At 65.3% G+C, this 13,629-nt stretch carries 11 protein-coding genes; all 11 read right to left on the bottom strand.

Features of this window, described 5'->3' with window-relative positions; all coding sequences use genetic code 11:
* Positions 1–123 precede the first annotated feature (123 nt).
* Genes DT068_RS24705 through DT068_RS24755 form a run of 11 tightly spaced genes read right to left on the bottom strand, consistent with a single transcriptional unit; the run spans position 124 to position 13,629 of the window.
* A complete protein-coding gene (locus DT068_RS24705; protein ID WP_119392564.1) occupies positions 124–984 on the bottom strand; it encodes a cell division protein FtsQ/DivIB in 861 nt (286 codons plus the stop codon).
* Positions 981–1,919, bottom strand: a complete 939-nt coding sequence (locus tag DT068_RS24710) for a D-alanine--D-alanine ligase (protein WP_119392565.1) — start codon at positions 1,917–1,919, stop codon at positions 981–983. Before DT068_RS24710 ends, DT068_RS24705 begins: the two co-directional genes overlap by 4 nt.
* Positions 1,912–2,844 carry a UDP-N-acetylmuramate dehydrogenase gene (gene murB / locus DT068_RS24715; RefSeq protein WP_119392566.1) on the bottom strand — a complete coding sequence of 311 codons (933 nt, stop codon included), beginning with the start codon at positions 2,842–2,844 and terminating at the stop codon, positions 1,912–1,914. The genes DT068_RS24710 and murB overlap by 8 nt, the downstream gene beginning before the upstream one ends.
* Positions 2,844–4,265 (bottom strand): UDP-N-acetylmuramate--L-alanine ligase, encoded by a 1,422-nt coding sequence (murC, locus tag DT068_RS24720; protein ID WP_119392567.1) that lies wholly within the window; start codon positions 4,263–4,265, stop codon positions 2,844–2,846. Before murC ends, murB begins: the two co-directional genes overlap by 1 nt.
* Complete coding sequence (murG, locus tag DT068_RS24725; RefSeq protein WP_119392568.1) at positions 4,262–5,401, bottom strand: undecaprenyldiphospho-muramoylpentapeptide beta-N-acetylglucosaminyltransferase; 1,140 nt, start codon at positions 5,399–5,401, stop codon at positions 4,262–4,264. The genes murC and murG overlap by 4 nt, the downstream gene beginning before the upstream one ends.
* Positions 5,402–5,410: 9 nt before the next feature.
* Positions 5,411–6,553 carry a putative lipid II flippase FtsW gene (gene ftsW / locus DT068_RS24730; protein WP_438816456.1) on the bottom strand — a complete coding sequence of 381 codons (1,143 nt, stop codon included), beginning with the start codon at positions 6,551–6,553 and terminating at the stop codon, positions 5,411–5,413.
* A complete protein-coding gene (gene murD / locus DT068_RS24735; protein WP_119392570.1) occupies positions 6,537–7,958 on the bottom strand; it encodes a UDP-N-acetylmuramoyl-L-alanine--D-glutamate ligase in 1,422 nt (473 codons plus the stop codon). The genes ftsW and murD overlap by 17 nt, the downstream gene beginning before the upstream one ends.
* A gap of 8 nt (positions 7,959–7,966) precedes the next feature.
* On the bottom strand, positions 7,967–9,055 hold the full coding sequence (gene mraY, locus DT068_RS24740) for a phospho-N-acetylmuramoyl-pentapeptide-transferase (RefSeq protein WP_119392571.1): 1,089 nt from the start codon (positions 9,053–9,055) through the stop codon (positions 7,967–7,969).
* Positions 9,055–10,482 (bottom strand): UDP-N-acetylmuramoylalanyl-D-glutamyl-2,6-diaminopimelate--D-alanyl-D-alanine ligase, encoded by a 1,428-nt coding sequence (locus tag DT068_RS24745; RefSeq protein ID WP_119392572.1) that lies wholly within the window; start codon positions 10,480–10,482, stop codon positions 9,055–9,057. Before DT068_RS24745 ends, mraY begins: the two co-directional genes overlap by 1 nt.
* Positions 10,475–11,941, bottom strand: a complete 1,467-nt coding sequence (locus DT068_RS24750; protein ID WP_119392573.1) for a UDP-N-acetylmuramoyl-L-alanyl-D-glutamate--2,6-diaminopimelate ligase — start codon at positions 11,939–11,941, stop codon at positions 10,475–10,477. The genes DT068_RS24745 and DT068_RS24750 overlap by 8 nt, the downstream gene beginning before the upstream one ends.
* Positions 11,942–11,943: 2 nt before the next feature.
* Positions 11,944–13,629 (bottom strand): peptidoglycan D,D-transpeptidase FtsI family protein, encoded by a 1,686-nt coding sequence (locus tag DT068_RS24755; protein WP_368905138.1) that lies wholly within the window; start codon positions 13,627–13,629, stop codon positions 11,944–11,946.

The following is a 13,629-nucleotide window of genomic DNA, read 5'->3' on the forward strand; positions in this document are numbered from 1 at the left end:
ATCACGATGACTTTGGAATTGACTTCAATCCAAAGTCATAAACGTGATCGAACCTTGAACTGGAGCGGGATTTAGCGAAAAAACCGGACACCACTTTTTCGCTCCCGCTCCATCACTCCGAAGCTACTGCTTCTGACTTACCTTGAAGTTCTTAATATCCTTTTCCGGCGCCACCGGCTCGGCGAGGTCGACCACGAGCTCGCCAGGGAATCTGAGATCGAGCGACTTGATGCCTTTGCCGAGCAGGCCCTGGCTGCGATCAAGATCGGCGAGCGTCCTGAGCGCCTTGGCGGAGTCGATCTCCGGCAGCGCCACCGTCACGCCATTGTCCATATAGAGCGTCCACCGCCTCTGGCCCACGCGCGCCGCGGCCGTGACACGCGCCTTCACCTTCGGCACCGTATCGAGCTCGCTCACCAGATCGGCGACCGCGCGATGGGCGCCTTCGCCGGTGATCAGCAGCAGTGAGGAAAGCCGTCTGGGATCGAGCGTGCTCATCGCCGTGCCGGTCTGGTCGATCACATAATGCGCGCCGTCGCGCTGCCAGATGGCGAAAGGCCGGCGTTCGGTGACGACGATATCGAGTCGGTTCGGATATTTGCGCATGACCCGGGCGGCCGCGACCCAGTCGAGATTCTCGAGCAGCGAACGCGCGCGCGACGCGTCGAAGCCGACCAGCGAGCCGCCGGGCTGGACGCCGATGGCCGAAAGCAGCGTCTCGGGCTCCTGATGCACGAGGCCGGTGATGCGGATGTCGTCTGCCGCGAAGCCGAGCGAGCTGGCGAGCTTGCCCGGCAGCTTGCGCCACGGGCTGCCGTCATAATCGAGATGCCCGCCGATGACGAGACCATGGACAAGCGCGCCGAACAGCAGCGCCACGGCACCGCTACGGGCGAAGAAGCGGCTCCGCCGGCTCGGCTCGCCGCGCGGCAGGCGGCGCAGCAGCATGAAGAAGCGATGGCGGAAACGATCGAGAGTGTTCATCTGTTCACCGACGCGTCATTGACCATCCAGGTCACCAGTTCCTCGAAACTGTGGCCGGCATGCTTGGCGAGCTCGGGGACGAGCGATGTGCCCGTCATGCCAGGCTGAGTGTTGATCTCGAGCAGGATCAGCTCGCCATCGCTGCCGGGTGTATCGTCATAGCGGAAGTCGCAGCGGCTTATTCCCCTGCAGCCGATCGCCTGATGCGCCGCGAGCGAGTATTGCTGCACCTTGCGATAGACATCGCGCGGGATCTCGGCCGGCAGCACATGCACCGAACCGCCGGGCGCATATTTGGCGCGGTAGTCATAGAAACCGGCCGCCGGCAGGATGTCGATGACGCCGAGCGCCACATCGCCCATCACTGCGCAGGTAAGTTCCTTGCCCGGGATGAAGCGCTCCGCCAGCACCTGATCGCCGAAGAGCTCGCGCTCCTCCAGGATCATCGTGGCCGGGCCATTGGAGCTGTGATCGACGATATGGACGCCGACGCTTGAGCCCTGCGCCGGCGGCTTCAGCACATAGGGCAAAGGCAAGGGATGCTGGGCGGCAGCGAGTTCGATATCGACGACACGGCTCTCGGCGACCGGAATGCCGGCGGCGGCGAACAGGATCTTGGACCTCACCTTGTCCATGGCGATGGCCGAGGCGCGTACGCCCGAATGCGTATAGGGAATCTCCATCGTCTCGAGGATCGCCGCCATGCAGCCATCCTCGCCCCATTTGCCGTGCAGCCCGTTGAACACGACATCGGGCCTGAGATCCGAAAGAACGTGGGCGATATTGCGCTTCACGTCGATGGAGGTCACCTGGAAGCCGGCGCGACGCAGCGCATCGGCGCAGGCCTCGCCACTGGCCAGGCTCACTTCGCGTTCGGCCGACCAGCCACCCATCAGGACGGCGACATGGGTGAAGCGAGGATCGCGCTCAGGCATGCCTGGTCTCCGCCGGAATGCCGATGCGCTTGATCTCCCAGTCGAGCTCGATGCCGGACGTGTCCTTGACGCGATGGCGGATGGTTTCGCCCAGCTCTTCGATCTGGGCCGCGGTGGCGCCACCCTCGTTGATCAGGAAATTGCAGTGGAGTTCCGACACCTTGGCCGGACCGATGGAAAATCCCCGCAGGCCCGCCTGGTCGATGAGCTGCCAGGATTTGTGCCCGGGCGGGTTCTTGAAGGTCGAGCCGCCGGTGCGGCTCTTGATCGGCTGGGTGGCCTCGCGCCGTTCGGTGACCTCGTCCATGGCAAGCGCAATGGCGTCCTTGTCCCCCGCTTCGCCCTGCAGCAGGGCTTGCGTGAAGATAAGGTCCTCCGGCGCACCGCAATGGCGGTACGTATACTGCATGTCGGCATTCGACAGCACGTGCAGCGATCCCCTCCGGTCAACGGCCCGCACCTCGACCAGAACGTCCTTGGTCTCGCGACCATAGGCTCCACCATTCATCCGAAGCGCGCCGCCAATCGTGCCGGGTATACCTCTCAGAAAGGTTAATCCTCCGATACTGTGATCGAGGGCGAAGCGGGCGACCCTTACGTCAGGAACCGATGTCCCGGTCCTGATCCGATACCCGGCCTCGAGCGCCGTCTCGCCGAAGCCCTTGCCCAGCCTGATCACCATGCCGGGAACGCCGCCATCACGCACCAGGAGGTTCGATCCCACCCCGATCACATAGACAGGGACATCCTCCGGCGTTTCCTTGAGCACTTGGGCAAGATCGGCCTCGTCGGCCGGGGAGAACAGCACTTCCGCCGGACCGCCGACGCGGAACCAGGTCAGGTCGGCAAGCGGCATATTGGCCTCGAGCCGGCCGCGCGGCCTGGGCAGCCGCTTGAGCAGCTTCTCGCCGTCAAGCTTGACCATCACGCCGCTCCCGCTTTGCCGGCGAGCGCCGCCAGTTGCTGCGGCAGGGCATAGGCCCATTGCGTGATCGTCCCGGCGCCGAGGCAGACGACGATGTCGCCCGGCTTCACCAGTTCCTTGACCAATGGCGCCAGCTCTTCCGGCGCGTCGATCTTGCGCGCGCCGCGATGGCCGCGGTCACGCAGGCCCTCGAGCAGCGCATCATGCGTGGCGCCCTCGATCGGCGCCTCGCCCGCCGCATAGACCGGCGCCACGATCACCGCATCGGCATTGTTGAAGCAGGAACAGAATTCCGGGAACAGCGAGGAGAGGCGCGTATAGCGGTGCGGCTGCATCACCGCGATCACCTTGCCCTTGGTGACGCCGCGCGCCGCCTTCAGCACGGCGGCGATCTCCACCGGATGGTGTCCGTAATCGTCGAATACCGCCACGCCATCATGCTCGCCGGTGCGGGTGAAACGCCGCTTGACGCCGGTGAAGCTCTTGAAGCCGGCTCGAATTTTGTCTTCCGACATGCCGAGCTCGCGCGCCACCGCGAAAGCCGCCGTCGCATTGAGCGCATTGTGGTCGCCCGGCATCTGCAGCGAGAGATCGCTCACATCATGCACGGCGCCGCTGCGCCGGTCGGTTACCCTGACCGTGAAGTGCATCTCGCCATCGCTGTAGGAGGGATCGACGAGACGCAGATCGGCCTGCGGGCTGCGTCCATAGGTGATGATGCGCCGGTCGCGCACCCGTCCGATCAGCGCCTGCACTTCCGGATGATCGATGCACATCACCGCGAAACCGTAGAACGGGATGTTCTCGACAAAAGCGAGGAAGGCCTCCTTGGCCTTGTCGAAGGAGCCATAGTGATCGAGATGCTCGGGATCGATATTGGTGACGATCACCACATCGGCGGGCAGCTTGACGAAGGTGCCGTCAGATTCATCCGACTCGACCACCATCCAGTCGCCCTTGCCGAGGCGCGCATTGGTGCCATAGGCATTGATGATGCCGCCATTGATGACGGTCGGGTCGAGTCCGCCCGCATCGAGGAGTGCGGCCACCAGCGAGGTCGTCGTCGTCTTGCCATGCGTGCCGCCGACCGCGACGCAGGATTTGAAGCGCATCAGCTCGGCCAGCATCTCGGCGCGCCGGACGATCGGCAGGAAGCGGCGCCGCGCCTCGGCGAGCTCGGGGTTCTCGGGCTTCACCGCCGACGACACGACGACCACTTGCGCATCGCCCAGATTGGCCGCGTCATGGCCGATCGAAACCTGGATGCCGCTCTTGCGCAGGCGCGCGGTATTGTAGTTGTCGCTGAGGTCCGAGCCCTGCACCTTGTAGCCCAGCGTCGCCATGACCTCGGCAATGCCGCTCATGCCGATGCCGCCAATCCCGATGAAATGGATCGGTCCGACGTCGCGCGGGAGTTTCATTTCTCTGTCATCTCCGTGATCTTGGGTCGGTGCGCCAGCTCCTCGACCACATCGGCGAGGCGCTCTGCGGCATCCGGCATGCCCAGCGCCAGGGCGGCACGCGCCGCCCCGGCAAGTTCGTCGTCTTGATACCTGAGACGGGTCAGAAATGCAGCGAATTCTTGCGGGGTGAGGTCGGCCTGCGGCATGACCCAGCCGCCGCCTTTCTGGGCCAGGAATTCGGCATTGGCGAGCTGGTCGTTGTCGAGCGCGTGCGGCAGGGGCACCATGACGGCGGGTCGGCCGATGACACCGAGCTCGGCGATGGTGGAAGCGCCCGACCGGCAGATGACGAGCTGGGCATCGGCGATGCGCTGCGGCATGTCGGCGAAGAAGGACGCGAGCTCGAAGGACAGTTCGAGCCCTCCATAAGCGGCCTTCACCCGCTCGATGTCCTCCGGCCGGCATTGCTGGACCACTTTGAGATTGCGCAAGACCGCCTTGGGCAGGAGCTTCAGCACTTCCGGCATGAACTCGGCGAAGAAGCGTGCGCCCTGGCTGCCGCCGAAAACGAGCAGATTGAAGGGCTGGTCGGCGGCCGAGGACTGGTAGGGATCGCCCTGCTTGGTGAGCACGATGCCGCGCACCGGATTGCCGGTGTAGCGCAGCTTGCTCTTGCACTCCTCCGGCAGCTTTCCGAGTGTCGGGAAGGAGGACGCGACCGCATCGGCATAGCGCGACAGCACCCGGTTGGCGCGCCCCATCACCGCATTCTGGTCGTGGATGCAGCACGGAATGCCGAGCCGCGATGCCGCGATCACCGGCGGGAAGGACGGATAGCCGCCGAAGCCGGCCAGGGCCACGGGCTTCAGCCGCGCGAGAACGGCGCGCGCGGCTCTGTAGCCCCTGTAGAGCTTGAGAAGCTGCAGGGGCAATAGGAAAGGCTTTGACGGCGTGATCGTCGCCGCCGGCACCAGATGCGTCTCGAGCGCCGGGAAGGCGCGGCCATAGTCGCGCACCCGTTCATCCGTCATCAGATGGATGGCATAGCCCCGCCGGACCAGCGCTTCGGCCAGTGCCTGGGCGGGAAACAGATGTCCGCCGGTGCCGCCCGCGGCGAGCACGACAAGCCGGCTGTTGGTCCCCTGCTCTCGCATGCAGCGTCCCTAGGCCGTGACCGACCGCCAGGCGGAATCGGCGGCGGCCACGCCCATGCGCGCGCGCGCGAAGGCGAGCACCAGGCCCATCGCGAAAGCCATGCCCATGAGCGATGACCCGCCATAGGAAATGAACGGCAAGGTCATGCCCTTGGCCGGCAGCAGCGAGACATTGACGCCCATATTGATCACCGCCTGCAGGCCGAAGATGACGGCGAGGCCGCTCATCGCGAGCGTCGCGAACGGATCGGGATCGGCCTTGGCGCGGCCCAATATGCGGATGACGATGAAGGCGAAGAGGATGATGAGCCCCATGCAGGCGATGAAGCCGAATTCCTCGCCGACCACGGCGAAGGTGAAGTCGGTATGCGAGTCGGGCAGGATCTGCTTGGCCTCGCCGCCGCCGGGACCCGTGCCGAACAGGCCGCCATTCTGGAAGGCCTGGGTCGCGGTGTCGACCTGGAACGTGTCGCCCTTCTCCGGGTTGAGGAAGCGGTCGATGCGCGACGCCACATGCGGGATCATCGAATAAGCCAAGAACACGCCGGCGCCCGCAAGCGCGCTCAGGCCGAAGACGAGTATCCATGGAATACCGTAGATCAGGAGCATGGCGATGAAGGTGATGACGACCAGCGCCGACTGGCCGAAATCCGGCTGCAGCACCAGGAGTCCGACAAACGCGCCGGCGAGCACCATCGCGATCAAAAGGCCGGGCATTTCGGGCCTGCGCACATTCTCGCCCAGGAACCAGGCCGCCATGACGATGAAGGCTGGCTTGGCGAGCTCCGATGGCTGCAGGCCGACGGGCCCGATATCGATCCAGCGATGGGCACCCTTGATCTCGGGCCCATAGAAGAGAGCCACCACCATCAGCGCCAGCGAGCCCAGGAAGACGACGAAGGCCGCGCGGCGCGCCTGCAGCGGTTCGAGCAGGCTGGTGGCGATCAGGATGATGACCGCGAAGCCCAGATAGAACAGCTGGTTCTTGAAGAAATGGAAGGAGTCGAGGCCGAGTCTTTCGGCGACCGGCGGGCTCGCGGCCATGCTGATCAGCACGCCCGCCGCCATCAGGAGCAGGACCGCGCTCAACAGCAGCCGGTCGACGGTGAACCACCAGGAGGCGAACAGCCCCCGGTCACTGCGGCTTATCAGCATGTCCGTTCCCCTTCACGGTCATTCGGATGCCGGGCAGAGCGGCGACCGCTTTGCCGAAGGCATCCCCCCTCACTTCGAAATTCGGATAGTGGTCGAAGGATGCGCAGGCCGGCGACAGGAGCACGACAGCTCCCGGGCGCCCATCCCTGACGGCATCGCGCGCCGCCGCCTCGACCGCCTTGTCGAGCGTGCCGGTCTTGATGAAAGGCGCCTTGTCGCCGATCGTGCGGGCGAATTCATCCGCCGCCTCGCCGATGAGATAGGCCCGCTTGATCTTCGGGAAGAAGCCGCTGAGCGGCGTGATGCCGCCGGCCTTGGCGATGCCGCCGGCGATCCAGTAGATCTCGTCGAAGGATGACAGCGCCTTGGCGGCCGCATCGGCATTGGTCGCCTTGCTGTCATTGACGAAGGCGACGCCATTGAGCCGACCGATCTCCTGCATGCGATGCGCAAGGCCGGCGAAGCTCATGAAGCCTTTGCGGATCTCATCCAGCGAAAGACCAAGGGCGCGGCCGGCCGCATAGGCCATGGCGGCGTTCTGCCAATTGTGCCTTCCCTTGAGCGCCGGCAGGTTACGGAGATCGAGATCGGCGACCTGCTTGCCGGTCCGGCACTCGATCAGAATGCCGTCGGGCGCCGACAGGCCCTCAGCGAGCGCGCGCTCCACCGACACTGGAATGACCGTGGCGCCTGTCGTGATCTTCTCTGCGATCGCTTGGCCCCAGTCCTCATCCACCCCGATGATGGCGCTGTCGCCCTTGCCTTGCCGCGTGAACATCCGCGCCTTCACCTCGGCATAGTGCTCGGTCGTGCCGTGCCGGTCGAGATGATCCGGCGTGATGTTGGTGAGGATGCCGGCATCGGGCTTGAGGCTCGGCATCAGATCGATCTGGAAGGAGGACAGCTCCAGCACATAGACGCGGTCCCTGACCGGCTGGCGCAGCAGGAACACCGCTTTGCCGATATTGCCGCCGACATCCACATCGCGGCCGGCTGAGGCGAAGAGATGGCCGGTCAGCGCCGTCGTCGTCGATTTGCCATTGGTGCCGGTGATGGCGACGAGCCTGGCGCCGCTGCCTGTGAGCTCGCGCTGGAAGACTTCCGTGTCGCCGATGATCTCGATCCCGGCCGCCTTCGCCTTTTCCACCGTCCAATGCGGTTTCGGATGCGTGAGCGGCACGCCGGGGCTGAGAACGAGGGAATCGAGCGTCGCGAAATCGAGCGCCTTGAGGTCGCCGACCGGCAATCCGTCCTGCTTCGCCTTCTCGACGGACTGGGCCTGATCGTCCCAGGCAAGGACCTCAGCGCCACCGAGCCGCAGCGCTTCCGCGCAGGCGGTGCCCGAGCGGGCAAGGCCGAAGACGCCGACCTTCTTCCTCGCGAATGTCCTGGCGGGGAACATTGCCGGGCCTATCTGAGCTTGAGGGTCGAGAGCCCGATCAGCGCCAGCACGAAGGCGATGATCCAGAAGCGGATGACGATGGTCGGCTCCTTCCACCCCTTCTGCTCGAAATGATGATGCAGCGGCGCCATGGCGAAGACGCGCTTGCCGGTGAGCTTGAAGGAGGCGACCTGGACGATGACCGATGCCGTCTCGAGCACGAACAGGCCGCCGATGATGGCGAGCACGATCTCGTGCTTGACCGCGACCGCTATGGCGCCGAGCGCGCCGCCGAGCGACAGCGAGCCCGTATCGCCCATGAAGATCATGGCCGGCGGCGCGTTGAACCACAGGAAGCCGAGGCCGGCACCCAGTATGGCGCCGCACAGCACGGCGAGCTCGCCGGTGCCCTTCACATTGTGGAGCTGCAGATACTCGGCGAACACCGCATTGCCGACCAGATAGGCGATGAGCCCATAGCTGCCGGCCGCGATCATCACCGGCACGATGGCGAGGCCGTCGAGCCCGTCGGTGATATTGACGGCATTGCCGGCGCCCACCACGATGAAGACGCCGACGAGCAGGAAGAGCGCGCCGAACTGGATGAGCACGTCCTTGAAGAACGGCACGGCGAGCGCGCTCGACACCGTCTTGTCGCCGATGCTCATGAAGATGCCGACCGCAACCGCCGCGATCATGATTTCGATCAGAAGCCGGATCTTGCCCGAGAAGCCATGCGTCGACGACTTCGTCACCTTGAGGAAGTCGTCATAGAAGCCGATGGCGCCGAAGCCCAGCGTGACGAACAGCACCGCCCAGACATAATAATTGGTGAGGTCGGCCCACAGCAGGGTCGCCACGAAGATGCCGGACAGGATCATGAGCCCGCCCATGGTCGGCGTGCCCTGCTTCTCGATGATATGGCGCTGCGGGCCGTCGCTGCGGATCGGCTGGCCCCTGCCCTGCTTCACCTTGAGCAGCGAGATGATGGTCGGGCCGAACAGCCAGATGAACAGGAGCGCCGTCAGGACCGCCGAGCCGGTGCGTGTCGTCTGGTAGCGAAACACATTGAGCACCGAAACTTCATCGGTCAGGCTGACGAGCAGGTGATAGAGCATTAGCGGCCGTCCTTCTCGGCTGGTGAGAACTGCCCCTTGATGGCATCGACCAGCGGCCCCATGCGGCTGCCGAGCGATCCCTTGACCATCACCACATCGCCGGCCTTGAGCCCGCCGAGAAGGGCTGGCGCCAGACCGTCCGATTTGTCGGCATAGGCTCCGCGCCGATATGGCGGGGTCTTGTCCCAGAGATGGGCCATGAGAGGTCCGCTGGCGTATAGGACATCGACCTTGGCCTCGTCTACTGCGCCCGCAAGCTCGGCATGGAGCGTTGCCGCCTGGTCGCCGAGCTCCAGCATGTCGCCCAGGACCGCGATCCGCCGCCCGCTTTTGCCGGGTTCGGCCCGCTTGAGCAGAGCTAGCGCCGCGCGCACCGAGACCGGATTGGCATTGTAGCTCTCGTCGATGAGAAGGATGCGCCCGCCCGGCGCCCTGAGCAGCGACTGTACGCCCCGCCCCTTGGCCGGCAGCGCCCCGGCAAGCGCCAGACCGGCCCGCGCCAGGTCGGCGCCGGCGAGCTTGACGGCAGTCAGCGCCGCCAGGCTGTTGAGCACCATATGCTCGCCCGGCATGCCGAGCTTGTAGATGACGGGCTCGCCCAGGATCGTCGCGGTGATGCAGGAGCAATCGGCATGGAGGGCCGATTTCTCGAGCCTTGCCTCCGCCGCCGCGGCACGCCCGAAGCCTACAACCGTCTCTATGCCGGCGGCAACCGCCGCGGCGCTCAGCCGCTCGAAATACTCATTGTCGCGATTGAGGACGGCCCGCCCGTCCGGCTCGACGCCCAGGAAGATCTCGGCCTTGGCATCGGCGATTTCGGCGACCGAGCCGAAATGGCCCAGATGGCTCGCAACCACGGTGGTGATGACGGCGATATGCGGGCGCACCATCTTGACCAGTGGCGTGATCTCGCCCGCATGGTTCATGCCGATCTCGAATACGCCATAGGCCGTGTCCGCCGGCATGCGCGCCAGAGTAAGCGGCACGCCCCAATGGTTGTTGAAGGAGGCGACCGAGGCATGGGTGTAGCCTGAGGCCGAGAGCGCAAGCCGCAGCATTTCCTTGGTGCTGGTCTTGCCGACGCTGCCGGTGACGGCGATGATCCTGGCCTTCGAGCGCGCCCGCGCCCAAAGCCCCATTTTCTCAAGCGCTTTGAGCACGTCATCGACGATGAGCAGCGGCCCAGCGGCCTGCATCGCTTCCGTTGGACGCGATACGATCGCCAGACCAGCGCCGCCGGCGAGCGCCACATGCGCATAGTCATGACCATCGACCCGGTCGCCCTTGATCGCGGCGAAGATGTCGCCTTTCGTAACGCTGCGGCTGTCGATCGAGACGCCGGTCAGCGGCGCGGCGACATGGCCGCGCAAGGCCCCGCCGGTCGCGGCGACCAGCTCATCGATGGTCCACAATGCCTGCTCAGCCATGATAGTCCCGCCCGGCGACTGCCGCCTCGACCGCCTCGTGATCGCTGAACGGCAGCACCTTGGTGCCGATGGTTTGTCCCGGCTCGTGGCCCTTGCCGGCGACCAGCAGGATATCGCCTTCCTGCAGCGCCTCGACCGCGGTACGGATGGCGAGCGCCCGGTCGCCGATCTCGATTCCGCCGGGGCATGCCGCCATCACCGCGGCGCGGATGACGGCAGGATCTTCCGTACGCGGATTATCGTCGGTCACATAGGGGATGTCGGCGAGCCTGGCGACAACGGCGCCCATCAGCGGGCGCTTGCCCTTGTCGCGGTCGCCGCCGCAGCCGAAGACGACGGCGAGCTTGCGCTTCACATAGGGGCGCAGAGCTAGGATCGCTTTCTCGAGCGCGTCCGGTGTATGGGCGAAGTCGACGAAGATCGGCGCGCCGCGGGCCGAGTTGGCGACGAGATCGAGACGGCCCTTCGCCCCCTTGAGCGATTCGAGCGCATGCAGCACGAGCGCCTCTTCGCCGCCCGTGGCGATGACGAGGCCGGCCGCGACCAGCGCATTGGAGACCTGGAAATCACCGACCAGCGGCAGATAGATTTCATGCTGGCCGTTCTTCGTCGCGAGCACGAGGCGCTGGCCGAAACCATCGCGCACGCAGGAGACGAGCTTGAGATCGCCGCCCTTCTCGCCGACGGTGAAGATGTCGAGGCCGTGCGCCTTCGATCGCGCCACCACATCCTTGGCGATCTCGACATCGGCATTGATGACCGCGGGCGCGCCTTGGGGCAGCAATTCGGAGAACAGCCGCATCTTGGCGGCGAAGTAGTCCTCGAATGTCGGGTGATAGTCGAGATGATCGCGCGTCAGATTGGTGAAGCCGGCCGCCGCCAGGCGCACGCCGTCGAGCCTGAACTGGGCGAGGCCATGGCTCGATGCCTCCATGGCGAGATGCGTGACATGGTCCTGCGCCAGGCCGGCGAGGGCATGATGCAGCTTCACCGGATCGGGTGTCGTATGGGCGAGATACTCCTCGCCTTCCGGACCGACGATGCCGATCGTTCCGATGCTCGCGGCGCGAAAGCCCATCGACTGCCACATCTGGCGCACGAAGGCGGCGACCGAGGTCTTGCCGTTGGTGCCGGTGACGGCAACCACGATGTCGGGCTGGCTGCCGGCGAAGCGCGAGGCGATGCGGGCGAAGAGCTGATGCGGGTTGGCCGACTTGATGAGGATCGAGCTGGCAGGCGCGGCGGCGGCCGAGGCGCCCGCGATCACCGCGGCCGCCCCCGCCTCGACGGCCTGCGGGATGAACTGTGCGCCATCGACCCTGCTGCCCGGCAGCGCCGCGAAGAGATAGCCGGGTTTCACCTGCCGGCTGTCGGCGGTGAGGCCGGAGATCGCAGCATCCTTGGCGTCCTTGGGCAAGGCCGCATCATCCGCGAGAAGCCGTGAGAGAAGGACGCTCATCGTCAGGTCCTGCCCTCCTTCTGCGCCTGCTTGGCAATGGCCTTGCGCTCGTCATCGGTGAGGATGGGCTCGACGCCGAGCAAGGGCGCGATGCGCGCGACGATGTTGCCCCCCGTCGGCACCGCGTTCCAGCCGGAGGTCGAGAAGCCATAGGTCTCGGGTGTCGCCTGCGGCTCGTCCAGCAGCACCATGACGACATATTGCGGATTTTCCATCGGGAAGGCGCCGGTAAAGACCGTCAGGTTCCTGCTTTTGTCGTAACGCCCGTTCACGACTTTTTCGGCCGTGCCGGTCTTGCCGCCGATGCGATAGCCGGGGGCTTTGGCATTGGCCGAGCGGGCGCTGCCCTCCAGACCGTTGAGGCGGAACAGATAGCGCAGCGTCTCGCTGGTCTTGGGCTTCACCACGCGCTTCGCCATCGCCCGCGCGTCAGCCGCGTCACGCTTGAGGAAGGTCACCGGAAGCATATTTCCATCGTTGAGCAAACCCGCTACCACCTGTGCTCCTTGCAGGGGCTGTACGGCGAAACCGTGGCCGAAGGCGATGGTCGCCTGAACCAGCCTGCCCCAGCGTTTTGGCAGGATTGGCTTGGCGTTCTCCGGAAGCTCGGTCACCAGCCGGTCCATCAGCCCGACCCGGCGCAGGAACGCCTGATGCCGTTCCGCATCGACGCCCAGGACCATGCGCGCCGTGCCGATATTGGACGAGTTGGTGAAAACCTCGGGCAATGACAGGATGCGCCGCGTCGGCTGGAAGTCGTGGATGACGGCGCGTCCGATCACCAGGGGCGCGCGCGCATCGAACCGGCTCGTCAGATCGGCGACGCCATAGTCGAGCGCCATCGCAAAGGACACCGCCTTGATGACCGAGCCCAGCTCGAAGACGCCGCTCGTCATCCGGTTGGCCTGGTCGAAGGTGAAATTCTTGTCCGGCTGATTGGGGTTGAAATCGGGCAGCGAGACGAGACCCAGCACCTCGCCGGAGCGCACATCGAGCACGATGGCGCCGCCCGCCTTGGCACGGAACTTGGCGATCCCCTTGGCGAGCTCATCGGCAAGGGCGTGCTGCACCCGGATATCGATCGAGAGCACCGCCGGCATGGCCCGGCTGTTGTCCTCGCCGAGCGAGGCGGTATAGAGCGCACCCTGGTCATCGAGGAATTTCTCGATGCCGGCGATGCCTTTCGAATCGACATCGACATAGCCCAGCACATGGCTGGCGAGCCGCCCCATCGGATAGACCCGCTTGGTTTCCGCCCGGAAGCCGATACCGGGTATGCCCAGATTGTGGATGGCATCGCGCTCGCTCGGGCTGACTTCGCGCTTGAGATAGACGAAGGCGCGATTGGGCTGCGCGAGCTTCTGGCGCAGCGTCTTGGCATCGAGATCGGGCACCGTGGCGGTCAGCAGCTCGACCGCCTCGTCGACATCGAGAATCTTGCGCGGATCGGCATAGAGCGAGAAGAACGACACGTCGGTGGCGAGCACGACGCCGTTGCGGTCGACGATATCGGGCCTTGGCACTCTTTCACTGTATTCGGCGGCGGGCTTCTCCGGCCGGCCCTGCCATACAGTGAGATAGCCGAGCTGCGCGCTGATCGTCGTGAAGAACACGATGAATCCGAAAGAGACGAGCCGCAGCCGGTTGCGTCCGGGAAGGCTGCCATTTTTTCGCGGCGAAACCAGCAT

The sequence above is a fragment of the Taklimakanibacter lacteus genome (assembly GCA_003576695.1).
In the GTDB taxonomy this organism is placed as follows: domain Bacteria; phylum Pseudomonadota; class Alphaproteobacteria; order Rhizobiales; family Aestuariivirgaceae; genus Taklimakanibacter; species Taklimakanibacter lacteus.